The 26,281-nt window shown below is 35.4% G+C and carries 24 protein-coding genes and 1 pseudogene; 12 read left to right on the top strand and 13 right to left on the bottom strand.

Annotated elements, in window-relative coordinates; all coding sequences use genetic code 11:
- Positions 1 to 2: 2 nt before the first annotated feature.
- The 6 genes from qoxB (at position 3) to RCJ96_RS22780 (ending at position 5,678) form a co-directional block, all read left to right on the top strand.
- Positions 3 to 1,937 (top strand): cytochrome aa3 quinol oxidase subunit I, encoded by a 1,935-nt coding sequence (gene qoxB, locus RCJ96_RS22805; protein ID WP_000762372.1) that lies wholly within the window; start codon positions 3 to 5, stop codon positions 1,935 to 1,937.
- Between the two features lie 13 nt (positions 1,938 to 1,950).
- On the top strand, positions 1,951 to 2,553 hold the full coding sequence (qoxC, locus tag RCJ96_RS22800) for a cytochrome aa3 quinol oxidase subunit III (protein ID WP_000729317.1): 603 nt from the start codon (positions 1,951 to 1,953) through the stop codon (positions 2,551 to 2,553).
- The gene (qoxD, locus tag RCJ96_RS22795; protein ID WP_000531380.1) at positions 2,554 to 2,865 is read left to right on the top strand and encodes a cytochrome aa3 quinol oxidase subunit IV; all 312 of its coding nucleotides are present in this window, start codon (positions 2,554 to 2,556) and stop codon (positions 2,863 to 2,865) included.
- Between the two features lie 220 nt (positions 2,866 to 3,085).
- On the top strand, positions 3,086 to 4,915 hold the full coding sequence (locus tag RCJ96_RS22790) for a monovalent cation:proton antiporter family protein (protein WP_416504395.1): 1,830 nt from the start codon (positions 3,086 to 3,088) through the stop codon (positions 4,913 to 4,915).
- Positions 4,916 to 4,968: 53 nt separating this feature from the next.
- The gene (locus RCJ96_RS22785; protein ID WP_142952279.1) at positions 4,969 to 5,226 is read left to right on the top strand and encodes a DUF4022 family protein; all 258 of its coding nucleotides are present in this window, start codon (positions 4,969 to 4,971) and stop codon (positions 5,224 to 5,226) included.
- A 14-nt stretch (positions 5,227 to 5,240) separates the two neighbouring features.
- Positions 5,241 to 5,678 (top strand): GNAT family N-acetyltransferase, encoded by a 438-nt coding sequence (locus RCJ96_RS22780; protein ID WP_000633757.1) that lies wholly within the window; start codon positions 5,241 to 5,243, stop codon positions 5,676 to 5,678.
- A 39-nt stretch (positions 5,679 to 5,717) separates the two neighbouring features.
- On the opposite strand, the gene RCJ96_RS22775 is transcribed toward RCJ96_RS22780, so the two are convergent.
- The 3 genes from RCJ96_RS22775 to RCJ96_RS22765 all read right to left on the bottom strand — a co-directional run bounded on the left by RCJ96_RS22775 (position 5,718) and on the right by RCJ96_RS22765 (position 7,775).
- The gene (locus RCJ96_RS22775; protein ID WP_074607331.1) at positions 5,718 to 6,146 is read right to left on the bottom strand and encodes a hypothetical protein; all 429 of its coding nucleotides are present in this window, start codon (positions 6,144 to 6,146) and stop codon (positions 5,718 to 5,720) included.
- A 4-nt stretch (positions 6,147 to 6,150) separates the two neighbouring features.
- Positions 6,151 to 6,351 (bottom strand): helix-turn-helix transcriptional regulator, encoded by a 201-nt coding sequence (locus RCJ96_RS22770; RefSeq protein ID WP_000301182.1) that lies wholly within the window; start codon positions 6,349 to 6,351, stop codon positions 6,151 to 6,153.
- A 131-nt stretch (positions 6,352 to 6,482) separates the two neighbouring features.
- On the bottom strand, positions 6,483 to 7,775 hold the full coding sequence (locus RCJ96_RS22765) for an NCS2 family permease (protein ID WP_416504394.1): 1,293 nt from the start codon (positions 7,773 to 7,775) through the stop codon (positions 6,483 to 6,485).
- Positions 7,776 to 8,055: 280 nt separating this feature from the next.
- On the opposite strand from RCJ96_RS22765, the gene RCJ96_RS22760 reads away from it, so the two are divergent.
- Complete coding sequence (locus RCJ96_RS22760) at positions 8,056 to 9,447, top strand: amino acid permease (RefSeq protein WP_001164821.1); 1,392 nt, start codon at positions 8,056 to 8,058, stop codon at positions 9,445 to 9,447.
- 181 nt (positions 9,448 to 9,628) lie between these two features.
- Positions 9,629 to 11,176 carry a DNA-binding protein gene (locus RCJ96_RS22755; RefSeq protein WP_074607334.1) on the top strand — a complete coding sequence of 516 codons (1,548 nt, stop codon included), beginning with the start codon at positions 9,629 to 9,631 and terminating at the stop codon, positions 11,174 to 11,176.
- A gap of 35 nt (positions 11,177 to 11,211) precedes the next feature.
- On the opposite strand, the gene RCJ96_RS22750 is transcribed toward RCJ96_RS22755, so the two are convergent.
- Both RCJ96_RS22750 and brnQ1 read right to left on the bottom strand, forming a co-directional pair.
- On the bottom strand, positions 11,212 to 12,933 hold the full coding sequence (locus tag RCJ96_RS22750; protein WP_416504393.1) for a DUF2339 domain-containing protein: 1,722 nt from the start codon (positions 12,931 to 12,933) through the stop codon (positions 11,212 to 11,214).
- A gap of 133 nt (positions 12,934 to 13,066) precedes the next feature.
- Positions 13,067 to 14,368 carry a branched-chain amino acid transport system II carrier protein BrnQ1 gene (gene brnQ1 / locus RCJ96_RS22745; protein ID WP_074607343.1) on the bottom strand — a complete coding sequence of 434 codons (1,302 nt, stop codon included), beginning with the start codon at positions 14,366 to 14,368 and terminating at the stop codon, positions 13,067 to 13,069.
- Between the two features lie 252 nt (positions 14,369 to 14,620).
- Between brnQ1 and RCJ96_RS22740 the strand changes: the two genes are divergently transcribed.
- A complete protein-coding gene (locus tag RCJ96_RS22740; protein WP_000443147.1) occupies positions 14,621 to 16,006 on the top strand; it encodes a peptide MFS transporter in 1,386 nt (461 codons plus the stop codon).
- 29 nt (positions 16,007 to 16,035) lie between these two features.
- Here the strand turns inward: RCJ96_RS22740 and RCJ96_RS22735 are convergent, their stop codons facing one another.
- From RCJ96_RS22735 to RCJ96_RS22715, 5 genes are all read right to left on the bottom strand, one after another.
- Positions 16,036 to 17,115, bottom strand: coding sequence for a YHYH domain-containing protein (locus tag RCJ96_RS22735; RefSeq protein ID WP_446699847.1), 1,080 nt, complete (start codon positions 17,113 to 17,115; stop codon positions 16,036 to 16,038).
- Between the two features lie 139 nt (positions 17,116 to 17,254).
- On the bottom strand, positions 17,255 to 17,887 hold the full coding sequence (locus RCJ96_RS22730; protein WP_001041721.1) for a class A sortase: 633 nt from the start codon (positions 17,885 to 17,887) through the stop codon (positions 17,255 to 17,257).
- A 116-nt stretch (positions 17,888 to 18,003) separates the two neighbouring features.
- Positions 18,004 to 18,477, bottom strand: a complete 474-nt coding sequence (locus RCJ96_RS22725; protein ID WP_001081111.1) for a hypothetical protein — start codon at positions 18,475 to 18,477, stop codon at positions 18,004 to 18,006.
- Entirely contained in the window at positions 18,470 to 18,688 is a 219-nt protein-coding gene (locus RCJ96_RS22720; RefSeq protein WP_000154009.1) for a helix-turn-helix transcriptional regulator, read from the bottom strand. The genes RCJ96_RS22725 and RCJ96_RS22720 overlap by 8 nt, the downstream gene beginning before the upstream one ends.
- Positions 18,689 to 18,799: 111 nt before the next feature.
- The gene (locus RCJ96_RS22715) at positions 18,800 to 20,083 is read right to left on the bottom strand and encodes a 3D domain-containing protein (protein WP_001105811.1); all 1,284 of its coding nucleotides are present in this window, start codon (positions 20,081 to 20,083) and stop codon (positions 18,800 to 18,802) included.
- Between the two features lie 631 nt (positions 20,084 to 20,714).
- Here RCJ96_RS22715 and RCJ96_RS22710 point away from each other — a divergent pair.
- Both RCJ96_RS22710 and RCJ96_RS22705 read left to right on the top strand, forming a co-directional pair.
- A pseudogene (locus RCJ96_RS22710) lies at positions 20,715 to 21,248 on the top strand (methyl-accepting chemotaxis protein); the annotation flags it as partial.
- A 132-nt stretch (positions 21,249 to 21,380) separates the two neighbouring features.
- Positions 21,381 to 22,193 (top strand): undecaprenyl-diphosphate phosphatase, encoded by an 813-nt coding sequence (locus RCJ96_RS22705; RefSeq protein ID WP_000434782.1) that lies wholly within the window; start codon positions 21,381 to 21,383, stop codon positions 22,191 to 22,193.
- Positions 22,194 to 22,257: 64 nt separating this feature from the next.
- Here the strand turns inward: RCJ96_RS22705 and RCJ96_RS22700 are convergent, their stop codons facing one another.
- The gene (locus tag RCJ96_RS22700; RefSeq protein WP_001268330.1) at positions 22,258 to 22,461 is read right to left on the bottom strand and encodes a hypothetical protein; all 204 of its coding nucleotides are present in this window, start codon (positions 22,459 to 22,461) and stop codon (positions 22,258 to 22,260) included.
- A 172-nt stretch (positions 22,462 to 22,633) separates the two neighbouring features.
- Between RCJ96_RS22700 and RCJ96_RS22695 the strand changes: the two genes are divergently transcribed.
- Positions 22,634 to 23,785 (top strand): VanZ family protein, encoded by a 1,152-nt coding sequence (locus RCJ96_RS22695; protein ID WP_000127970.1) that lies wholly within the window; start codon positions 22,634 to 22,636, stop codon positions 23,783 to 23,785.
- A 7-nt stretch (positions 23,786 to 23,792) separates the two neighbouring features.
- Here RCJ96_RS22695 and RCJ96_RS22690 read toward each other — a convergent pair whose 3' ends face one another.
- Together RCJ96_RS22690 and RCJ96_RS22685 are read right to left on the bottom strand one after the other, a co-directional pair.
- Positions 23,793 to 25,106, bottom strand: a complete 1,314-nt coding sequence (locus tag RCJ96_RS22690; protein WP_416504391.1) for a D-arabinono-1,4-lactone oxidase — start codon at positions 25,104 to 25,106, stop codon at positions 23,793 to 23,795.
- The gene (locus RCJ96_RS22685) at positions 25,094 to 26,266 is read right to left on the bottom strand and encodes an amino acid deaminase/aldolase (protein WP_270795564.1); all 1,173 of its coding nucleotides are present in this window, start codon (positions 26,264 to 26,266) and stop codon (positions 25,094 to 25,096) included. The genes RCJ96_RS22690 and RCJ96_RS22685 overlap by 13 nt, the downstream gene beginning before the upstream one ends.
- Between the last annotated feature and the right edge of the window lie 15 nt (positions 26,267 to 26,281).

Raw genomic sequence — 26,281 nt, 5'->3', positions numbered from 1 at the left:
CAGTGAAGCTTGATGAATTCTTTGTCACAGGTGACCCGATTATTTACGGTGCAGACGCTTCTATCGTTCTTGTGACATTAGCAATCATTTTCGTACTAACTAAGTATAAAAAATGGAAATGGCTTTGGGACGAATGGTTAACAACTGTTGACCATAAAAAGATTGGGGCCATGTATATTATCTCTGCGGTTATTATGTTATTCCGTGGTGGTATGGACGGTTTAATGATCCGTGCACAGTTAACATTCCCTGAAACAACTTATTTAAACGCTGAACACTATAACGGAATCTTCACAACACATGGTACAGTTATGATTCTTTTCATGGCGATGCCATTCGTTATGGGATTAATGAACCTTGTAGTACCATTACAAATTGGTGCTCGTGACGTTGCATATCCGTTCTTAAATGCTTTAAGTTTCTGGTTATTCTTTGTCGGAGCAATGTTATTCAACATCGCTTTCGTAATCGGTGGTTCTCCAGACGCTGGGTGGACTTCTTACTTCCCAATGGCAGGTACAGAGTTTACTTCTGGTGTAGGAAATAACTACTACGCAATTGCATTACAGATTTCAGGTCTCGGTACGTTAATGACAGGTATTAACTTCCTTGTTACTATCTTAAAAATGCGTACACCTGGTATGACTTTAATGAGAATGCCAATGTTTACTTGGTCAATCTTAATTACAACGATTATCATTATTTTCGCGTTCCCAGTATTAACAGTTGCTCTTGCATTAATGACATTTGACCGTCTATTCGATGCTCACTTCTTTACGATGGCGAGCGGCGGTATGCCAATGTTATGGGCTAACCTATTCTGGGTATGGGGTCACCCTGAAGTATATATCGTTATTTTACCGGCATTCGGTATTTTCTCTGAAATCATTAGTACATTCTCACGTAAACGTCTATTCGGTTACAGTGCGATGGTATACTCAATGGTTGCAATTTCTTTACTAAGTTTCGTCGTATGGCTTCACCACTTCTTCACGATGGGTGCAGGTCCAGCGGTTAACTCATTCTTCTCGATTTCGACAATGGCGATTTCGATTCCAACCGGGGTTAAGATCTTTAACTGGTTGTTTACACTGTATAAAGGACGTATTCGTTTTACAGTTCCAATGCTTTGGTCATTGGCATTTATTCCAAACTTCGTAGTCGGTGGGGTTACAGGGGTTATGCTTGGTATGGCAGCAGCTGATTATCAGTATCATAACAGCTACTTCCTAATCGCTCACTTCCACTACGTATTAATCGCAGGTACAGTATTCGCTATGCTTGCTGGATTCACATTCTGGTATCCAAAAATGACTGGTCATATGTTAAATGAACGCCTAGGTAAATGGACATTCTGGATCTTTATGAGCGGATTCAACATCTGTTTCTTCCCAATGTACTTCTTAGGTTTAGACGGTATGACTCGTCGTATGTACACTTACTCTGAAAGTCTTGGATGGGGATGGCTAAACCAAATCGCATCTGTTGGTGCGGTAATGATGGGTATCGGCTTCCTACTTCTTTGCTACAACGTAATTTGGAGTGCTCGTCACGGTGAACGTGACACAACTGGAGATCCATGGGACGGCCGTACACTTGAATGGGCAACTCAATCTCCTGTACAACATTACAACTTCGCGAAACTTCCTGAAATCAAAGAAGCTGATGCTTTCTGGTACATGAAAAAACGCGGAGAAACAGTTACACCAGCAGCAGAAGACATCAAACCAATTCACATGCCAAGTAACTCTGGTGTGCCTATTATTGCGTCTGGATTCTTCGGTCTTGCAGGTTTCGCATTAGTATTTAGCTGGTTCTGGCTTGCAGCAATCGGCGGCATTGGTATTTTAGCTTGCTTAATCTATCGTTCATTCGATTACGATGAAGGTTACTATATTAGTGTTGATGAAATTAAAAAATCAGAACATGTAGCATGAGAGGTGAAATGATATGGCGGCTTTAGATAAAAGCTTACCTTTGGAATATCAATCCGAACAAAGCAGATTGAATATCCTAGGATTCTGGATTTTTCTTGGGGCTGAAATTATGCTGTTCGCAACACTTTTCGCCTCTTATCTAGTACTTGCTGGTCGTACGGCAGATGGCCCAACACCAGCACAACTGTTTGAACTTAAAACGCTTTTAATTCAAACATTATTACTTTTAACAAGTAGTTTCACATGTGGTATCGTGATTCACGAAATGCGTAAGCACAACCAAAAAGCAATGCTTGGATGGTTCGTCCTTACATTACTTTTAGGTGCAGGCTTCCTATTCTTCGAGATTGAAGAGTTCATTATGTATATTGGTGAAGGCGCAACAATTCAAACAAGTGCTTTCCTATCTGGATTCTTCGTTCTTCTTGGAACACACGGAGCCCACGTAACAGGCGGTATCATTTGGGCAATTTGTGTTATTATCCAAATTTTAAAACGAGGTTTAACACCAGTTACAGCTCGTAAAGTATTCATTATCAGCTTATACTGGCATTTCCTTGATTTAGTTTGGGTCTTTATTTACACACTAGTTTACTTGAACGGGATGGTGGCGTAAATGGGTCAAAATAACAATCAAGCAAACGGGCATGCGCATAGCGGATTCCCTTGGTCACACGTTTTCGGATTTATTTTATCGCTTGCACTAACGTTTCTAGCGTTATACGTGGCACTTTATACAAACCTGCCACTATCAACGATCTTAACTACCATTATCATAATGGCTGTTGCGCAAGCGTTGTTACAATTAATTATGTTCATGCATTTAAAAGAAGGAGAAGGAAGAGTTCAAGTTCTTACTATGATTTACAGTTTCTTCGTTGCAACTGCAACAGTTGGTTTAACTGTATGGATCTTCTTCTCAATGTAATGTACATGAAAAAGACTGCTGAGATTCCTCAGCAGTCTTTTTTTTATCCCCCCCCTATTACATCCACATTACGGAATTAACAACAGAATCATGAAAAATATACTTATTATGACAAATATTAAGAAAACTCTTTCTTTATGAAATCGAATCCATATGCGTTGCTTTTCTACCTATTATATGGCTAAATAAGTACTATATTTATTTGAAGGGAGAGAACGCAATGGAACATCACACTTCTGTTCTATCACTTATGGTTGTCGTTGCAATCGCGTTTTTCGTTCCCCTTTTGTTACAACGCTTTAAATTAAAAGCACTTCCTGTCGTCGTTGCAGAAATCATCGCAGGAATCTTTGTAGGTAAAAGTGGGTTTAATATTATTGAGCCAGATATGTGGCTTCAAGTCTTATCGACACTAGGATTTATCTTTCTTATGTTTTTAAGCGGTTTAGAAATTGATTTTTCTATCTTTAAACAAAAAGGGAAAAAGAATACGACAAACGAACCAAACACATTCCAAGCAGCAAGTGTTATCTTCTTATTTATTTTCATCTTATCTTATGCCCTATCATTACTATTCGTATGGTTAGGATTTGTAGATAATGCAATGTTTATGACTTTAATTATTTCAACAATCTCTTTAGGTGTTGTCGTACCAACATTAAAAGAGAATAACTTAGGAAAAACCGCAATCGGACAAATCATTTTATTAGTCGCTGTTATTGCCGATTTAGTCACAATGATTTTACTCGCTGTATTCGTCGGATTAAATTCCGAAAGCGGCCAAAGCATGTGGCTCCTTCTTCTTCTATTCGGCGCTGGTATTGTTATTTACTTCGTTGCAAAACGTTTTAAAAACATTCCATACTTAGATAGCTTAAAAGCTGGTAGTGTACAAATTGATACAAGAGCTGTTTTTGCACTCATCTTAATATTAGTTGGGTTATCTGAATCCGTTGGAGCCGAAAATATTTTAGGTGCCTTCTTAGCAGGTGTACTCGTATCATTATTATCACCAAATGAAGATATGATTGAAAAACTGGATTCTATCGGATACGGTTTCTTCATTCCTATTTTCTTCGTAATGGTTGGTGTAAATTTAGAGGTCTGGTCTATTTTCAAAGAACCTTCTAGCATGCTCATGATCCCAATTTTAATTGTAGGACTCTTTATTTCAAAACTGATACCATCACTCGTCTTACGAAAATGGTATCCACGTAATATCGTACTAGGAAGTGCCATCTTATTAACATCGACACTTTCTTTAGTTATTGCAGCTGCACAAATTGGTGAAAAACTAGGAATCATTAGTCCAAGTTTATCTGCCTCCCTTATTTTAAGCGCAGTTATTACTTGTATTTTCGCACCTATATTATTTAAAAAGATGTTCCCAAAAGTGGAAACACCAAAACCAAAAGTTTCAATTATTGGTGCGAGCAGAATTACCCTTCCGTTATCACTTGATTTAAAACGAGAAGATTATGACGTAACACTATATATGATGCGTCAAAATAAAATAAATGATGAGGAAGCGAAATCGCACGACTTCCCTATTGTGAAATTAGATGACATCACAATTGCATCATTAACTGAACAAACAGCATTTCATGCAGACCGCGTTGTTGTTGCAACAAGTGATGATGAACAAAACTTACTATTAGCAGAACATGCAAAAGAACTAGGTGTTGAACATGTTATTGCAAGTGTAGAAGATCCGCTTCTACAAGAAAAAGCAACACAAGAACATATCGCCGTATTCTCAACCATTAACTCTACACGTATTCTATTACGTGCATTAATTGATAAACCGAGTCTCGTTCGCTTAATTACAACAGCAAACGAAACAGTCCGTGAAGTTGAACTACGAAGCAATAAATATAACGGCGTTGCACTTCGTCGCCTTCCGTTTCTAGGTGATGTACTAGTCATTCAAATTTATCGTGGGAATAAAGCATTAATCCCGCATGGTGATACAAGACTACAACACGGTGACACATTACTTGTAACAGGCTCAAAGGAACATATCGATACACTAAAAAGCATATTAGAATAGAAAAATGCCCCTTACATAATTAAGGGGCATTTTTTTCCATTCCATATGGTAAAATGTTACTATCACATATTATGAGGATGGATTACATTATGTCTATTATAACTTTAGCTCTCTTATTATTAGCAGAAATACTCGTTGCCATTATTCTCATCGGTGTTAGTATTGAAATTTGTAGTTACGGATGGAAAAAATCAAATAGAATAAAATACTCTTGCCTCTTACTTTCACTCCTTCTCGGAACCGCTAGTATACTCGGACTTTTCGCCGCACCTGCCTATTTCTTTATACAATTAACAGAAAAAGCTTTATAAGAAAGGATGTTAATATGATTACCGTGAAAAATATTGATGGATCTGAAACTTACGTATTACGTCAAAAAATTTTGCGCCCGAGTCAAACATTAGCAGATTGTAAATACCCTTCTGACTATGAAACAGATACCTTTCACTTAGGCGCATTTATAAACGATCAACTTATTAGTATCGCTTCTTTCTCAAAGGAAATGCATCCCGACTTACAAGCAGGTATGCATTATCGTCTACGAGGAATGGCCACATTGCCTGAGTTTCGAAACAACCACGCTGGAAGCTCCTTAATTCAGAAAGCAGAACAAATCTTACAAGAGCGTCAAGCAGATATGCTATGGTGTAATGGCCGAATTACTGTAGCTGACTATTACAAGCGCTTAGGCTTCCAAGAACATGGTGAAATCTTTGAAATTGAACCAATTGGCCTTCATAAAGTACTGTATAAAAGAATATAAGAAAAGCTTTCCGCAATACGGGAAAGCTTTTCTTATATTTCAATCTTCACTTTTTATCTTTTTCATATATATGTATATAAACAGACTAGGAATTAAAAAACAAGCAAACATAATAAGTCCTGTCATACTAATTTCCTTTATCGAAATATCTGGTGTGACAACGATACAAATAGCTAAAATCCCAATAACAATACCTACAGGAATTAATAATAGTTTCATGAAATAGTTACGTGATACTCCCCCTGTATGCTCATATACTTCCACTGAATTTTTCAGGTTTAAAAAGTTAATAACTATTATCCCACCCATAAACACCATTAATAAATCCGAAACACTTTCATATCCTGCATCTTGCAAAACGTAGCGATAAAAAACAATACCTAGTATGACGATATTTTGTAAGATGAAAACGAGTCTAATATGTTTTAGCCCCTCAATCATTAAGCTTTCATCTTTCACGATTCTCATCCCTTCACTCCTTTTCCTCCCAAAATAAATCATTCAAAGTTTTATCTACTGCATAACAAATTTTCAAACATAAATCTAAAGATGGGTTGTATTTCCCCTTCTCAATTAAACTAATCGTTTGCCTTGTAACGCCTACTTTTTCTGCTAATTGTTGCTGTGTTAAATCTAACTGAACACGCGCGACTTTTATTTTACTTACAGCCATTCATGTTCCCCCTCCATCCATATTGTAACATATATATTCCATTAAGTAATTTATATTTTGCGTGACTGATTATAGTTTCACTTTATTATACACAAAAAAGGAGCCCCTCATAAGAAGCCCCCTCTCCTATATTATAAGAATAAATGACATCCAAATAAAATTGTAAATAAGTAGAGTAACGGATGTACCTCCATCCCTTTCCCTTTCACAATTTTTAAGACTGGATACACTAAAAATCCAATTGCAATTCCATTCGCAATACTAGACGTTAACGGAATACCAACGAAAATTAAAAATGCTGGTAATGCATCTTCAAATTCATTCCAATTAATATCACGAATACTTTGTGCCATTAAACTACCTACAATAATTAATGAAGGAGCTGTAATAGCGGCTACACTTGATAAAGAAGCAATAACAGGGCTAAAGAATGCCGTTATAATCGTTAGGCCGACTACTACAATACCTGTTAATCCCGTTTTACCACCTGCAGCAATACCAGCTGAAGATTCAATCGTCGCTGCTGTTGGGCTTGTTCCAAAGATAGAGCCTGTAGTCCCACCAATTGCATCTGCAATAAATGCCTTACCAAAACGTTTCTCAGTATTATCCGTAATTAAACCCGCTTGTTTAATTAATCCAAGTAATGCACCTGTCGTATCAAATAAAAGTACAAGTAGAAATGAAAACACAACACCATATAAGCCGTACTCAATTACATCTGAAAAGGCATTGATTGGGTTTGAAACGATAATACCCTCTGGTAAATGAGGCATCGCAACAATTTTATCCGTGAACTTCAGTTGCCCTGTAAAGAAGGCGATAACTCCTGTCACAATCATACTAATAAATAATGCACCGCTCACATGCAATGCCATTAATACCGCCGCTAATATTAAACCAATTAGAGTTAAAATAACGGCTGGAGAATGAAAATCACCAATCGTAACTAAGTTAGATGGATGATCAACAATAATTCCAGATAGACGTAATCCAATAAAAGCAATAAATAACCCAATTCCACCTGCAATTGCATGTTTTAAACTGTCAGGAATTGCGACGATTAGCTTTTGCCTAAATGAAGTGAAAGATAATAAAAGAAAAATAATCCCTGTTACAAATACCGCTGAAAAGGCAATTACATATGTAATCCCTTCTGCTTTCTGTACAACAGAATACGCAAAGTATGCGTTCATCCCCATAGCTGGAGCAATAACAATTGGATAATTAGCAAAAATTGCCATACCAATTGTTCCAACAACAGTTGCAATAATTGTTGCTGTAAACGCTTGGTCAAATGGTACACCTGCATCAGATAATATTTTCGGATTGATGACAAGAATATACGCAAATGTAAAAAAAGTTGTGATGCCAGCTAAAAACTCTTGCTTCACAGAAGTGTTATATTTTTGTAATTGAAACATGCTTATGTACCCTTCCTACACCTGAATTATTATCACACATTCTCTTCTTACTAGTATGCGAGAAAATATAATACTTAATCTTAACAATCAATAAAAAGAAGAGTCAATATATTCTCTAATAGTTCGAATTTTAAGTTTAAGTCTGACAAGTCTAGATGTAGTACAGTTCATTATGATTATTTTTGTAGCATAACAGATAGAAATGTTTTATAATTTGAAATAGTTAAATATTTAGTAAACGCATTCAAACATCGTTCACTCTACAAGGGGGATTCTTCTTATGCAACACTCAAACAAATCTGGAACTTTAAACCGCGGTTTAAAAGAACGACATATTACTTTAATGTCACTCGGTTCAGCTATTGGCGTTGGACTATTTTTAGGATCTGCTTCTGCTATTAAACTAGCTGGGCCCTCTATTTTACTAGGATATATGATTGCTGGACTCGTTATTTTTTTCATTATGCGAGCGCTCGGAGAAATGGCAATTGAACAACCTGTTGCCGGCTCTTTTAGTAAATATGCATATGATTATCTCGGACCGCTAGCTGGTTATATTACAGGTTGGAACTACTGGTTCTTATGGGTTGTTACTTGCATGGCTGAAATTACAGCAGCTGGAATTTACATGCAGTACTGGTTCCCAGATATTCCGCGTTGGACTTGGGCATTACTCGCTCTATTATTAATGAGTGCTTTCAACTTCTTATCCGTAAAAGTATTTGGAGAACTTGAATTTTGGTTTGCTCTCATTAAAATTGTCACAATTATCTGTATGATAGTAGTTGGAGCTGGTATTATTTTATTCGGATTTGGAAACGGTGGTATCGCTACTGGCATTTCAAACCTTTGGTCACATGGTGGCTGGTTTCCAAATGGATTTTCTGGGTTACTACTCTCCATGCAAATGGTATTATTCGCTTATTTAGGCGTTGAATTAATCGGTGTTACAGCTGGTGAAGCTCAAAACCCGAAAAAAACACTCGCAAAAGCAATCGATAACGTATTTTGGAGAATATTACTGTTCTACGTTGGAGCTCTATTCGTTATGATGGCAATTTATCCATGGAACGAACTGGGTGAGAAAGGAAGTCCATTCGTATTAACATTTCAACAAATCGGTATTGCAAAAGCAGCAGGGATTATTAACTTTGTCGTATTAACAGCAGCCCTTTCATCTTGTAATGGTGGTTTATTTAGTACAGGCCGTATGCTGTATACATTGGCTCAGCAGAAGAAAGCACCTGAAAGATTCGGTCGTTTAAATAAAAATGGCATTCCAAGTCAAGGAATTGTAGCAACTGCGATCGTTTTACTCATTGGCGTTATATTAAACTATCTCGTACCTGCAAAAGTATTTACATGGCTCACTAGTATTTCCACTTTCGGCGCGATTTGGACTTGGGGAATCATATTAGTCGCTCAAATTAAATTCCGTAAAAGTTTGCCAACGCAAAACAGACAAAAGTTATCGTATAAAATGCCCTTATACCCATTAAGTTCATATTTCTCACTTGCTTTCCTTGTACTAGTATTAGGTATAATGGCGTATTCAGAAGATACACGAATCGCATTAATCGTCGGTCCTATTTGGCTTATCGGCTTAGCTATCGTGTACTACATGAAAGGGTTTCATAAGATTGATGAAACACCTAATTCAAAAATTAGTTAAACAAAACATCCCTTCCTTATTACTTGGAAGGGATGTTTTTATATCTATATAAATATTTCTCAACAAAATTCACGGTATTTTTACAAATTTTTAATATTTTTTATGTTTTCCGTCTTTATTTTTACAGAAAAATAAATTACATTATTAAAGCACATATATTTATTATTAGGGGGATTCTTCTATGAAGAATAAAAAATGGATTACATTTTCTTTAGCAACAGCAATTACACTAAGTATAGGGGCTTCGTTCATACCATCTACTTATGCCGAAAGCTCTGTAGACCCAGCTCCTGAAATTGCTGCAAAAGTTGTAAATCAAAACAATGGGAAGAAAGTATTATTCGATAATACACACGGTCAAACGGCTGGGACAGCTGACTGGGTTATTGATGGTGGCTTTTCTGATTTCGGAAATGGTATCGCTCAAAACGGCTATCATGTAAAAGAACTACGTAAATCAACACCAATTACATACGAAGATTTAAAAGACTACAATGTGTTTATCGTTCCAGAGGCAAATATTCCTTACAAAAAATCTGAGCAAGATGCTATGTTACAATACGTGAAAAATGGCGGTAGTATTTTCTTCATTGCCGATCATTATAATGCAGATCGTAATAAAAATCGCTGGGACTCTTCTGAAGTATTTAACGGATATAGACGCGGTGCTTGGGATAATCCAGCAAAAGGAATGTCTAACGAAGAAGCCAATTCACAAGCTATGCAAGGAGTAGAAAGCTCTGATTGGCTATCTGACAACTTCGGTATTCGCTTCCGCTATAATGCAATTGGCGATGTTGCAGCTAAAAATATTGTGTCGCCTGAACAATCATTCGGAATTACAGAAGGGGTTTCATCTGTAGCAATGCATGCTGGTTCTACTTTAGCAATTACAAATCCAAAACTAGCAAAAGGACTTGTTTATCTTCCAGAAAACCCGTCAAAATGGAATAACGCTGTTGATAGCGGTGTTTATAACGGCGGTGGTGTTGCAGAAGGTCCTTATGCTGCTATCGCAAAAGTCGGACTTGGAAAAGCTGCCTTTATCGGTGATTCTTCTCCTGTTGAAGATGCTACGCCAAAATACGTTCGTGAAGATTCTGGTCAAACAAAGAAAACTTACGATGGATATAAAGAAGAAAACGATGCTATTTTACTAGAAAACATCGTAAATTGGCTATCGAATAAAGAAACATTTACAAGTTTAGACCAAGTAAATGGTTTACAACTTGATTTACCTACCACTTTACAAACATTTGAACAACCAAGCTTATCAACTGAGCCACAACCTGAACCTTGGAGTGCGCCAAATGCAGGTTATCAATGGTTTAATACAAATACTTTTAAACCTGGTTCATATGGCTATAACGGTGCAGTAACAGCAAATGACTACGTAGTTACACACCCTAGCACTCTACCAAACAATGAAGTGTTCCAAATCAAAATTCAAGTAAATAACTTATTACCAAACACAACATACGATAATTATTCTTTAGGTATCTTCACTACTGGCGGTACACAAGTAGCAAAAGTTCAAAATACAAATGGTACTTGGCCATCTACTTTCGGATATAGCAGTGCTTTTTCTTTCACAACAAACAGCTTAGGTTCTGCTGAAAAAATTGTGAACGTACAAATCAATCCAAATACAACTGGACAAGCAACACTTCGTCTACGCCAAAATACGACAGCGAAATATAGTGAGACTGTAACGATTAATAAGAAATAATGAAAAAGGCAATCCGGATATGGATTGCCTTCTTTTCACTTCTCTTCTTTTGAGAAAAACATTCTTGAAATAACGATACCTATACTACCTACGATTAAGAATAAAACTGCCCTAATCATCATCGATACTTCTGGTAAGTCTAGAAGAAATAGCTTCCCTATCGTTACGACTAACACGACTAATCCAGCATACAATATTTCATTCATATTTTTATTTCGTCCAAACCACACTGCAAATAACGCATATACCATCCATAATAATGATACAGATACGCTTATTATACTTCCATCTGTGGACAAAACTTCACCGATTCTAGTAATTGTAATAAATACAATCACCATAAACCAATAGAGTACTATAGAATACACATACTTGCCAAAGCTCGCTAATACTTCTTTCGCTTGTCTCATGCAATAATAGAGCGTGCCAATTAAAATAAGATGAGCAACAAAGCCTGCCGAAATAAATTGATCAAACGGGCTAAAAATCGTCTGTATCATTCCAATTGCGTAAACCGTCGCACTAACATACAATTTTATCTGTTGTTTTACTTTAATAGAAGTCACCATACCGAGGAAGCCTTGTAATAATAGTACAATCGCTGCATTCACTAAACTATACTCATATAAAATCGCTAAACTAAAGGCCCCCATTGCGAAACCAAATAAAAGATTGGTAAATGTAGAATGTCTATTCTTCCTATATTCAAACACGAACATAATAGCGTGCACGAGTGCACTTATCATTAATCCCCATGTTGTAAATTCGTGTATTTTTGAAATGGCTAATATAAAGAAGACTGCATTCGCACTAAATATCGCCAAGCGTGGCTCTACTATAAAACTTCTCTCCGTAAACATATGCCAAAATAATAGTAAGTGAATTAAACCATAAACTACTGTTAACTGGACTTGCAAATCCTCTACTAACATTGACATAACAGCAAAGAAGACAAAAAGAACAATAGCAGCAACAACATAAGAAATCATATATAAATACTGATAACGATTTTTCAACGCATACCATAATAAGCTGAGCGTTAGTATCGTCTCATATCCAAAGAAAATATACGGATTAGGAGTCGTACTATTTAATAAGAACGGCACGAAGAAAGCTCCTACCGCTACAAAGATAGTAAGATATTCCGATTGATACCTCTTCGCTATATAAATACCTAAAATGACCCATGCGATATTACATAGAAACGCGACACTCGCTGGAATAAATCCATATAAATAATGTGCCGCAAATGTCGTTAAAACTATACCTGTAATGCTTCCTCCTGCTAGTACTAACCCTAATGCTTGCCGCTCGCGTTTAATTTGAATATCCCCTATATAATAAAAACCGATTGATAGGACAATACCAAACACAATTCGTATTGCTGGTGTTAATAATCCCGCATCTACCCCTGCTTTAAATAACCAAATTACTCCAAGCAACATAATACCGACAAATATGCGCGGTAACCACGTTTGGCAAAACTTAATAATATTAAATGGTTCTCGTTTAAAAGCGGATATATCCACTTGTTTTACCTCACGTTCTTGAACAGGTTCTTTTATTGTAACTACTTCTTCTTTTTGTTTTTCTTCCGTCACCGTTTCAATATATTCTTTCTTTTCCTTACTAACATGTTGCTTAGCATTTTCTGCTTCTATTTCTCTTTGTTTTGCTTTCAATTCAAAAAGTGCTTCTTGAATCGTTTCAATTGCCGTTTCGAGTGCTTCTATTTTCTTATTCAAATCCTCTTTCATGAGCTCCCTCCTCATCATCCGTTCGAAACCTATATATTACCAATTACCTTTATCATACTCTTAGTCTATTCATTTTCAATACTATTTTTCCAAAAAAGAAAGGTGTTTTCCGAAATCGGAAAACACCTTTTACCTATTTATTCTTATTTATAACAATACTCACGATAACACCAATACAAGCACCTATAATAGCTGGAACAATCCATCCTACACCTTCTGTATAAAACGGAATGTACTTTAATACTGATGTCCATTGATTCAACATTACATTTTTATTGAAAATATCAACTGCACTAAACACCGCTACAATTCCAACAGTTACTGTATATACGTATGCATACTTTCCAATATACTTATGGAATAACCCTAAAATAATAAGCGTTAGTGCAACTGGATAAATAAATCCAAGAATTGGTACTGATACTTTTAAAATTTGTGTTAATCCTAAATTAGCTAAAATCATACTAACAAAACTTAAGATAAATGCCCACACTTTATACGCTACTTTTGGAAATGCACTTGCGAAAAATTGACTACACGATGTAACAAGTCCGATTGAAACACATAAACATGCGATTGTAAAAATAAGTCCTAATAAAACGACTCCGCCTTGTCCAAATAATGTAGTCATCACTTGTGCTAACACTTGCGCGCCATTATCAAATGTCCCCAATGAACCACTCATTGAACCGATATATCCAAGTATGACATAAATAATAGATAATAATAGTCCTGCACCAATTCCAGCAATACTCATATATTTCGCTAAACCTTTATCATCTTCAATACCTTTTGCACGAAGAGCATTTGCAATCACAATCCCAAAAATTAAAGCTGCTAATGCATCCATCGTTAAATATCCATCTAAAAACCCTTGGAACATAGGCGCTTGTCCATAATTTCCAGCAGCCTCTTTCACACTACCTATTGATGTAAACATGCTTTTTATAAAGATAAGAGCAATCATACCTAATAATAACGGTGTTAAAACTTTTCCGAACAACCCCATTAATTTAGACGGTGATAAACTTAACCAGTACACAATACTAAAGAAAATAACTGTGTAACATAATAAGACTACGCTACCCGCTTCTGGAAATAGTTGACCCGGTCCCATTTCAAAAGCTAGACTTCCTGCACGCGGAATACCAAGGCCTGGTCCAATAAATACATACACGATACACGGAAAAATAATGGCGAATGAAGAATGAACTCTACCCGCTAGCGTTTGAAAACTTCCTGCTTTTGCAATCGCAATAACTCCCAATATCGGAAGACCTGTTGCTGATATAATAAACCCTACTAATGAAATCCACACATGTTCTCCTGCTTCATACCCAAGGAAAGGTGGAAATATAAGATTCCCCGCTCCAAAGAACATCGAGAATAACATAAGACTAATAAGTAAAATTTCTTTTTTTTGTAACAATTTCATTTCTTTCTCCTTCTTTAATTTCATCTTTTATGAAATCAATTTCACATATAAAAAAGTGCAATAAACCGCTTCTTTACAAGGAAAACATAGTCCATAGTCTAACATAAAAGAAACACTCATTCTATAGCTATATCCCTTTTCCAATTTCTTCTGAAAAATCAACCTTTATTGACTTATAATAGTTAATAAAGTAAAATATTAAATGTACAAAATTATTAACTTTGTTTTTGTTTGTGTCAGGAGGAAAATAACATGGAATCAGCGATACAACTAGAAAGAGAACAACAAAGAAAAAAGAAACATCCTCCAGGTTTATACTTACTCTTCTTTACAGAAATGTGGGAAAGATTTAGTTACTATGGATTACGAGGATTATTAACATTATATTTAACGACAGCTTTAGTAAGCGGTGGTCTTGGGTTTAGTCCTGCATGGGCACTCTCCATTTACGGATTTTATACTGGAGCCTGTTATTTCACACCAATGATTGGTGGATACTTAACAGACCGTTTTCTAGGTAGACGAAAAGCGATCACAATTGGTGGTATAACAATGGCAATCGGTAACCTTACACTATTTGCCTTGCAAAACCAAGTCGGCCTATACCTCGGATTAGCGCTTATTATTATCGGTAATGGATTCTTCAAACCGAACATCTCTACACTGGTTGGGGAATTATACGAAGAGAACGATCCAAAACGTGATAGTGCATTTACCATCTTCTATATGGGTATTAACGTTGGGTCATTTTTAGCTCCACTCGTTTGCGGATTTTTATCAGAAAATTTATTCAAAACAACGGTTGATGGCGTTGTACATTACGGATTCCGTTACGGATTCTTAGCCGCTTCAATCGGAATGATCATTGGACAAATTTTATTTACAACACTATCCAATCGCTTCCTTGGTGATATCGGTAAAAAACCAACTCGCGATTTACAAACAACAGATGGACAACCATCAGTAGGAGATACACCTTTAACAAAAAAAGAAAAACAACGTACTGCAGTTATCGTCATTTTAACATGCTTCGTTGTCTTCTTCTGGGCTGGCTTTGAACAAGCTGGTAGTTCATTAACATTATATACAAACAAATTTGTAGACCGCTCTGTGTTCGGATGGGAAGTTCCAACATCTTGGTTCCAATCGGTCAATCCATTATTTATTATTTTACTTGCTCCAGTTATTTCGGCATTATGGGCAAAACTTGCAACTCGCAAGCGTGGAGATTTAAAAATCCCAACTAAAATGGGACTTGGTATGATCTTGCTCGGTATCGGTTATATCATTCTCGTTATTGCTACATTAAAAACAGGTAGTGATGAACATAACATTACAGAAAAAGCAAACTTACTATTTATCGTCTTTACGTATCTTTTCCATACGTTAGGTGAGCTATTCTTATCACCTGTTGGACTATCAATGGTTAGTGCGCTTGCCCCAGTAAAACTTGCTTCTTTATTAATGGGAGTATGGTTAGCAAGCTCAGGAATCGCTAACATTTTAGGTGGACAACTTGCAAGCTTCACAACTTCACTTGGATATGCTGAAGTATTTACAGTAATTGGCGCTGTAGCAATTGTATTAGGCTGTGTTTTATTACTAATTTCTAAGAAGTTAGTGAAATGGATGGATTAAAAAAGATGAGGGGAAATCCCTCATCTTTTTTATGCATTCTTACCTTTTTCTATCGCTTGTTCGTACAGATTTTTATGTTCTTTATATTCACTTGGCACAAAATTCTTATAGAAGAATGCAAGCCAACTGTCTCCTTTTTTATATCCTTCTTCTCTAATTTCTGCTGCTTTTTTATTTGATTTAAATCCTTCAATAAACCATTTCTTTAACGATTCATTTTTTTCATATTTAGCAGGAACTTTCAAATCATAGTTTTCAAATGCATACTTATAGCCAGCCTTTTCTACTGCTTTTTTTGTAGATTTATAACCCTTTTCATAAGCTGTTTCATACGCCTTCACGTACACATCTTTCTCTCTATTTCCAGGGTTCTTTCCGGCTAATTCCTTACCTGCCTTTTCCCCTAGTTCAGCTTGCTCTTTTTCAATTTTTTCTGTTCTTTCTTTATTCCCTACTTGGAAACCTTCTGCAAAATTCGGCTTAAACTCTGGAGCAATTTGACTATCTTCCATCGTCTCTTGTGCTAAACCTTGCTCTTTTCCTTTTTCAAAATGCGTTTTCTTCTGCTCTTCTAAAGACCAAGATGCAGCATAAGCAGTTTTGAATGCTTCTTTATATGTATCTGATTTCCCAGCTAAATGTGATTCCGCATCATTTTTTCCTGCTTTAAAATCAGTCTCTCCACTTTTTTGTCCCCCAAACTGCCCTTTTTCCATATCAGCTTGACGCTGTGCTTCCTCTCGTTTACGTGCCTCTTCTGCTTTTCTTTGCTCTTCCGCTACACGCTGTCTTTCTTCTTCAGCTTTACGCTGCGCCTCTGCGGCACGTTGTTTTTCAGCTTCAGCATTGCGCTGCGCTTCCGCTTGTCTTTCAGCTTCTACAGCACCATTATTATTTTGACTAGGAGCTGGACTTGTTGCACCACTACTAGAAGCTGGCTTATTGTGATAATGATATTCCCCGTACTGCAATCCCCATTTTTCACAATTTGTACGACACGTATGTCCCCCATTAGCATCTGTACGTCCTGGATGCGCATAGGCTGAAATTGGAGCTACCAATAACGCTACACTTGTTGTTAAAAGAAGTTTCTTCACCTGTTGTTTCACTCTTGTTCCTCCCAAAACCTTGAATTCTAACTTTATTATACATAAATAGAAAAATACTTAAATACCAACTAAAATATTCTATTATTTCTCAACATTAGTAAAAAAGAAGGTCAACTCTTTAGAGAGTTGACCTTCTTTTTTATTTCTTCGCCTTTGTTCCTACTAAATCACCAGCAACAACATAACGTTTAGAATTATCTTTTACAGATACACATGTAATAAGCGTTATCTCATCTTTCCCATGATCTTCAACAACCTCCCATTTATCAGGAGTTACTTCAGATACACCAGTAACCGCATATTCATATTCGTTTTCATTATCATACAAATAAATTTTATCGCCTTTTTTTAGAGACGCTATATCACTAAATAAAACACCTTTTTTAGACATGTTATGTCCTGCTAATGCATAATTCCCTTTTCCCATTACTTGATTTTCTTTTACTGTTGCTGCACCTGATAATAGGTTTTTCTCAGTAGAAGACTTTAAAACAGGAAGTTCTAATGAAACACTCGGAATCGAAATACGACCAATTACTTGTTTCTTATCTAAAGATGCGTTCGCTACTTCTGCCAAGTCTGGTTGATTAATTTTTGAAGCATCTACAAATTCCGTCTCATGTTTTTCATAATCCATTTTTTGAACAGCCTGTACATTTTCAGTCTGTTTCTTTTCAGCTTGATATCCATCATAAAATGGTTTGCCGATTAATACACCACCTACAACAAATAGGAGGATTGCTACTATACTATAAATTCTTTGCTTATTCATATACAATTCCTTTCCGTTACAAAATCTTACTCTATTTAAAATGATAAGATAATATTGCTATATGTACAAGTGTAAGCTGAAAAGAAACCTTCTTGCTGATGCAAGAAGGTTTCTTTTTAAGCGATTTTATTTCGATATAAAGATACGTGGAAAATTGTCATTTGAATAAAGAAAATACTAAATGCAATATATATTGGATATGCAGGAACATATAGATTAGCAATTGGAGAAAGCGTTAAAAAACCAACCGCACAAGGCAACACGTACCATAGTGACATAAATGTAGTACGACAAGCCTTTTCTGTAATCGCCTTTTCCCGCTCGTCTTCTTGAGGAAATAACAGTGGAAACATCCAATATGATAGCTCTTTATATTTTTTCTTTTGAATTTTATAAAGAACAGTCGATACAATACCAAATATTAAAAGCAATCCTATTGGCATTAAACTCACCGAAACTTCAAATGGTACCCTCTTCGTTTGAATAAAATTAGCAACTTCGATAGTAAAATAATACAACTCAATAAATGCCCAACCTGCTAATACCATTAAGAGTACATTCAACATATAGGAAAATACAAGTCTATTCATCCTCTTCCCCCTCCTTATTTAAAACAAACACATCTTCCATCTTGAGCTCGAACACATCGCAAATCGTAAGCGCTAATAACAATGAAGGAACATAATCCCCTTTTTCAATTGCCGCGATTGTTTGTCTCGTCACTCCAACCTTTTCTGCTAATACACTTTGCGAAAAATTAAATCGAGCTCTTAATTCCTTCACTCTATTTAAAATGGTCAAATTTACCACCTCTCACCATCATTGTATGCTATCCTTAACAAAATGTAAACTCAACTTAACATTGTTTTTATAAAAAATCCAACTCTACGTATTGTAAAGTTGGATTACGTGTTAGTTTAAAATTGTAACTTTAACGATTTTTCTTCCCCATTGACTAGAAGACCCTTTATCAGGCATTAACACATCAATTCTGTTACCTTTAATCGCTCCACCAGTATCTGCTGCAATTGCGACTCCATAACCTTCAACATTTACAGTTTTACCTAATGGAATAACTTTTGGATCTACAGCAATTAATTTCATTCCTGGATTTGCAGTTAAATTATAGTGTCCCCATGCAGAGAATACTTGTTGACCTGGTGCATAACCATTTTCCGCTGGATCAGCTGTATAAGCTGTAGCTTCTACATAAATTTCTTTCCCACCAGCAGTTGGCTTAGGAGATGGTTCAGGTTGTGGAGGTTCTACCTTCGAATTATTATTAGTAACTGGTTCAGCTGGTTTATCAGCTGGTTTACTAGCTTTTGCTTGCTTTTGCTTTTCAGCAATTTCCGCTTGCGCTTTCGCTAAAGCTTCTTGCTCAGCCTTTGCAGCTGCCTCCGCTTTTGCACGCTCTTCTGCTGCAATTCTTGCTGCTTCTTGCTCACGAGCAATCGTTTCTTGTACTGCCTTCATGTTTGATTCGATTTTAGCCTTTTCTTCTGCAGCTAAATTAAGTTGGCTTGCAACCTGATTATATTTAGCTTGAACTGTTTGTAAGTTAGCTTGACGCTTTTTCAAGTTATCTTGCAAATCAGCTTGTGCTTTTGCTAATTTTTGTTTGTCTACTACTAAAGATGCTTCTTTTTCGTCAATTGTTTTCTTGTCTGCTTCAATTTGACGAAGATCTTGTTCCTGTAGACGTAAAATTTCTTTATCAGCTTCTAAAATAGTAGAAACTGCGTTCATACGTTGTAAGAAATCTGCAAAGTTTTTTGACTCTACTACAACTTCTACTACTAAACTTGTATTTGAACTGTTTTGAACAGAAACCATACGTTTTCTCATAATATCTTTACGAGCAAGGACTTTATCCTCTAAAACGACAATTTCTTCCTTTTTTTGCTCAATCTGCTTATGTGTTTCATCAATTTTACGTTGAATAGCAGCTTGATCCTCTTTATTTTTTGCAATTGTATTATTTAAATTATGTAGTTCGTTTTCGATACCTTGAATTTCTTTACTAACAGCTTGCTTCTCTTGCTCTTTCTTTTGCATTTCTGCATCGTTTTGCTGCAATTGCTGTTGCATGTTGTTAAGTTTCTCGTCGTTTGACTCTGCTTTAACAGCGACTGTACTAGAAAGACCTATAATTCCTGCTAATACTAGACTACTGATTCGCTTAAAATAGTTCATAATCCGACTCCCTTCTTATACAGTTATACATGATTTATTTTACAGTTTGTTTACAATACCATTAAATACAGTTTATTTTTCATGACGAAAAAAAGGGAAGTATGCATAAAATGTAATAGATTCTTAAATATTTAACAATTCCTATATTTAAAAATTATAAAAGATGCTAAAATCCAAATATAGAGAAAATATAACTTCTAAAGGCGGTTGAAATAAATATATGTTTACTCAAAAGAAATCACTCCAACATAAAATTGATCAATTAGAAAGTCGTATACAAGAACTAGAAGCAGAATTAAAACAAAAGGATATCGAACAACAAGAGACTATTTCTTCTATCCACGATCGTGTACAAAGCGTTGTTCAAGAGCATCAACTTGTAAATAACCAGCACAATACACTTCAAAATTTAGTTCAACAATTAAGCTCATGTTTCGAAAATGTTTCAACGCGTACGACACATTCCAATGAATTAAATAATGAAATGTTACAAAAAGAACAAAGCTTAATTCAATCTATTGAAGAAATCATTGACTGCTCTAATGAAGGAAAAGAATCTGTTCACCGTTTACTTATTGTAATTAACAAATTAGGCGAACAATCTCAACGTACGTCTAATAGTATGAATCATTTAAGTGAACGCTCAAAAGAAATTGAGCAAATTGTAGAAGTCATCCAAAACATTGCAGCACAAACAAATTTACTTGCTTTAAATGCAAGCATTGAAGCTGCACGTGCTGGTGAACACGGTAAAGGATTCGCTGTCGTTGCCAATGAAGTAAGAAAATTAGCTGAAAGTACAGCTGAAAGTACAAAAAACATTGGCAACTTAACGAAAAAAATTCAAGAAGAAATTGAAAAAGCATACGATAATACAAAAGATAATTTGCATTTAGTCGATGAAGGTGTAGAAATGAGTGCCGATACAAACGCTAGAATTGAAAATATTTTAATTATGATTCAAACGTTACAAAACGGTGCTACTAATGTTATTAAAGCTATTGAAAACCAAAAGTCTTGTAATGATGATATATTACGAGAATTCGCTACTACACAACAAATGTTCCAAAAGTTAAATACTACTATTATGAATCACATTCATGATGCTGAGAAAGTCGATGTTCAATTAACGAAAAGTCTTGAAGAAACAGCAGTTTCTCATTAATAATAAAAATCCCTTATACTGCTATAAGGGATTTTTATTATATTTCGAATATTTATTTCTTCTCAATATTCATCCGTATCTTTGTTATAATGGACAAGTTGTTTCTTTCGACTATTAAACAAGGAGGTTATTATGGAACAATTTTACTACATTTTAAAATATTTAATTCTTGGTCTGTTCCAAGGACTAACAGAACCGATTCCGATTTCTTCAAGTGGTCACCTCGTTTTAGCACAGCATTTGCTAGGACTAAAAATCGAAGGGTTTAGCTTTGAACTACTTGTTAATTCAGCTTCATTATTAGCTGTATTACTTATTTATAGAAATGATTTAATTCGTCTAACGAAGAATGGTCTATCTTATATATTTACAAGAGCAGAAGATGCAAAATCAGATTTCTTCTTTATTATTTATCTTGTTATTGCGACCATTCCAGCAGGTGTTATTGGTGTTTTATTTAAAGATTACATCGATCAATACTTAAAAGGTGTGAAAATGGTTGGGATTTCCCTTCTTATTACCGCTGTCGGTCTTTGGATTATTAGAAACTTGCGTGGACGTAAAAATGATGGCGACCTTTCTATGAAAGACGCAATTATTGTCGGCCTAGCACAAGCTTGCGCACTAATTCCTGGAATAAGCCGATCAGGTGCAACAATCGTAGCAGCGATGTTACTTGGTATGAAGCAAGAAACGGCTCTTCGTTTCTCATTCTTACTATATATCCCTGTTAGCTTAGGTGGTTTATTACTAAGTATTACAGACATTGCAAAAGATCCAAATCTAGATACACTATTCGTACCATATATCGTTGCATTTATCGCAACATTTATCATGACGTATATTTCATTAAAATGGTTTATGAACATTATGGCAAAAGGAAATTTAAAATATTTCTCTTTCTATTGCATTATCGTAGGTGTACTTACTCTTATTTTCTTATAAGGTGAAACTTACAAATCAAAAAGCGAGTCATTCTATTACAATTACACTAGAACGACTCGTTTTTTTATGCATATACTTTCTTTTCTTGACAATACAAACGAATAACATGTTTATTTTGTTGAAATACATCATGCGTTAGGCGGATAATAATAAAATTTCGTTTTATTTGATCATCATGAACAAAAATCTGTTCTCCCTCTTGAAAACGCCATGCACTTTCAAAAGTTGTAATATGATCCCCACTTACAGAAAAAAGCTCATATCGCATATTTTGTACCCTCTCTCAACTTATAATAATCATAATATCATTATATTAAATTTAGTATAACTTAATTCCGTTGAAATTTGTAATTTTTTCTATTTCGAAATATTTTAATTTTGTTTTACGCTTCTTTTAACGTTATAATGATAAACGAATTTTCATTGAAAGGAGCTACATTTTGACTGCATATATATTTCCAATAAAAACAGCATTTATTTTATTTCCTATTTTAGCAATGTTCCTCTTAATACCTTTTTTAATATTTAACTACCGAAAGTACGGTTATTTAAATAAATGGCGTTCATTTATTTTGTACTCATTATTACTTTACTTATTAAATGCCTATTTTCTTGTGATTTTGCCGTTACCACAAACATATGATACTTGTAGCCTACAACCGGCTAATACACAACACATGCAACTATCACCATTTTATTTCATACAAGAAATTAGTAATCATACTTCGGCAATTTTAACGAAACCAGCTACTTATTTCTACCTATTAAAAGAATCTGCGTTTTTACAAGTAGCATTTAACGTTCTATTAACCGTTCCATTCGGTATTTACTTACGGTATTATTTCCGACGTAGTTTCTTACAAACAATTTGTATTTCTTTTTGTCTTTCACTCTTTTTCGAGCTAACACAAGTGACTGGACTATACGGTATATACAATTGTGCGTACCGCTTATTTGATATAGACGATCTGTTTTTAAATACATTAGGCGGCGTAATCGGCTTTATCATTGCACCAATTTTTACGTACTTCCTTCCGAAAGCAAGCGAATTAGATAGTCATATTGATTTGGAAACGAAACCAGTCGGATTCGTTCGTCGCTTTATCGCGATGCAAATTGATTGGATTTTCTTATCCATCGTTGTACCTGTCATTAAAAACAAAGGAAATTCTTTCTTTGTTTCTAATATTCAATCTTACACTAACATATACGAACTCATTTTCATAACGTGTTCGATCTTTATTTACTTTATTATCATTCCATACTTTACGAATGGAAAGACAATCGGTAAAGCATTGCTTCGTATTTACGTGAAAGGACAATCAGATCGTATTACGTTGAAGGAACTATTCATCCGTTATGGTATATTCTATTTCGTTTTAGGTGGAATCAATTATATTCTTTCTAGTAGCTCTATCTTAAATCTTAAAGAGCCTTTAGTATTAGTAGTTATATTATTATTCCAACTCGTAATTAACGGTCTATTTATTATTCATGTTTTATTACATGTATTTAGTCGTGATAAGTTACTATTTTACGAGCGAATTAGTCAAACAAGAAATGCGATCGTACTAAAAAAAGCTGACAAGTAATACTTTGTCAGCTTTTTTTCATAATCGTAAATAACTTTTCTGTGTAAGGATTTGAAAACATTTCTGCTTCATCTAATAATTTCCTCACCTTTAGAAACGAATGCAATTCTGGATATATATTTTGTAATTTTTCATACGTTAACGTATGCATTTTCCCCCAATGCGGGCGTCCTTCATACTTTAGAAAAATTTTCTCCACCTCACCAAAATATGCAGCATACTTCATACCTTTATACATATGAACAGCTATATACGCAGAATCTCTTCCATACGCTGGACTGAGCCATATGTCATCCCTTTTCACATAACGGCATTCAATTGGGAAGTGTACCTTATACTTTTTCTTTTCAATAAGATTTGAAATTTCTTCTACAACGGCCTGCATATACTTTGAAGGAACACTATACTCCATTTCATAAAATGGAACCGCACGCGATGTAGCAAATACTTCATAACTCGGACCAATTATTTTTGTATTCGGTACAGCTTTAGCTGATAATCGACTTACTCCTTTACTTATAGAAGGAAACCATTTACATCCTTTAGATAACAAAGAAAACATCTTATTTTCTATTAACTCTACCTTTAGTTTATGCCATTTCAAATCACCTTTTTTGCCCGTTGTTTCGTTTGTGACTTTCACTTGCACTTCATCTGAATAAGGAAAAACAAAAAATTCAAAGTGGCGATTCTTCTTATATTCTTCTAGCTTGTTCATTACAGTAGATAATGACTTTTTTTCACTTTTATAAACGAGTGAATAGGCTGGAATAACCTTCAGTTTTATTTTTACAATGATACCTAACATTCCAAGCGACAACTGAAAAGCTCTCCAATATTGTACATTCTCCGTTTCCGAACAAACTATACTCTCACCTGTAGATAAAACTGCGGTAATCTCTATAACTTGTGTTGATAAACTTCCAAAGGTAATACCCGTTCCATGCGTCCCCGTACTAATTGCTCCTGCAATAGATTGCGAATCAATATCCCCTAAATTTTCTTGCGCATAACCTTTTTCCTCAAGTAACTTCCCTAGCTCATGTAACTTTGTTCCTGCCCATACTTCGGCAACCATCTTCTCTGCATCAACATTCACAATACCTTTCAATTCATCTAAAGAGACTAAAATTTCTTCCGTCTGCACAAGAGGGGTAAACGAGTGTCCTGAACCGACAACGCGAATTTTCTTCCCTTCTTTTCGTGCAAGCTCTATAACTTCTACTACATCTTGTATACTTTCTGGATACATCGTATAATGCGGTGTTCCTTCTACATTCCCTGTCCAATTTCTCCATTTTTGTCCCTTTATAGAAAGCATTGGCCATCCCCCCGATATGTTGAATACTCCCCAATAATCTCTCCTTCTTTCACACGATATAAAAACGGAAACCGCTCACATAATTCTCCAGCTTTACTATGGCGAAACAAGATACAATCTCCTATTTCTACTCGTTCCTCACCGTTATAGAAAATTGGTGTTTGCACTTCACCAGCGCCTTCTAAAGCTAATAGTTTTGCACCACCCGGCCTCCAAATCTCAGGTTCTTTATCTTTCCCAATTGCGCCTGAGGCCATATATCCACCACCTAGACAAGTGTAAATTGTTGGGGCTGGTTTACGCACAACTGGTAAAGCAAATCCGACAGCTGGATGAAATTGCACCTCTTTATAATAATCAAACAGCTTCGGGGCATAAAAAGCCGAACCTATTGTAATCTCTGAAACTGAATGATCTTGCTCAGTTGTTTTTATACTTCCTGTGCCTCCCCCATTTACAAACCTTAGTTCAATACCTAGATTTTGTATTTCTTTTACGATATGTCCTCTTCTTTCTTTAACTTCTAACACTGATTTCTTCTTTAAATATGAAATCACTTTACTTTTCGCTCGTTGATTCGGTATGTGATCTCCTACCCCAGCAATTTGGGCTTCATATCCCATTACACCATCTAGTATTAAAAATGATGATTCTTTCAACCTTTTTACTATTTTCAAAGCACCTTGCACATCTTTTACCGGTGATCTTTTGACCCCAAAATGGAACTTAAAAAAAAGACTACTCATATCAATATCTAAGCAAACACGAAAACATCCTTTAGACTTCTCAGCAATTTTTTCTAAATAAACAATATGATCTTCACAATCCACCATACAAGTTATAATGAGCCCTTGCTTTGTTAGCAAACTTATTTCATGTAACGCTCTTTCATCATAAGCAGGATATCCGAGCAATAAATCATTGAATCCTTGTTCAATTAAAAACAAAGCTTCCCTAGGTGAAAAACACATGATACCTTGAAATCGATCACTTGCAGCCAAAATCCTTTGCATAACCGGAACAGAACGTAACGATTTACTCGCTATACGAATCTTCTTATTTCCACTTAATTCTATAATCGATTGAATATTTCTATCTAAAGCCACTTCATCCAAAAATGCACACGGTAATGGAACTTCTTTAAAAATTCCTCGATCCACATTTTTTCTCTCCTC

This window comes from Bacillus sp. BSL6 (genome assembly GCF_052928345.1).
Note: the sequence above shows the minus strand (reverse complement) of the source record. Positions and strands in the feature narration are given on the sequence as shown.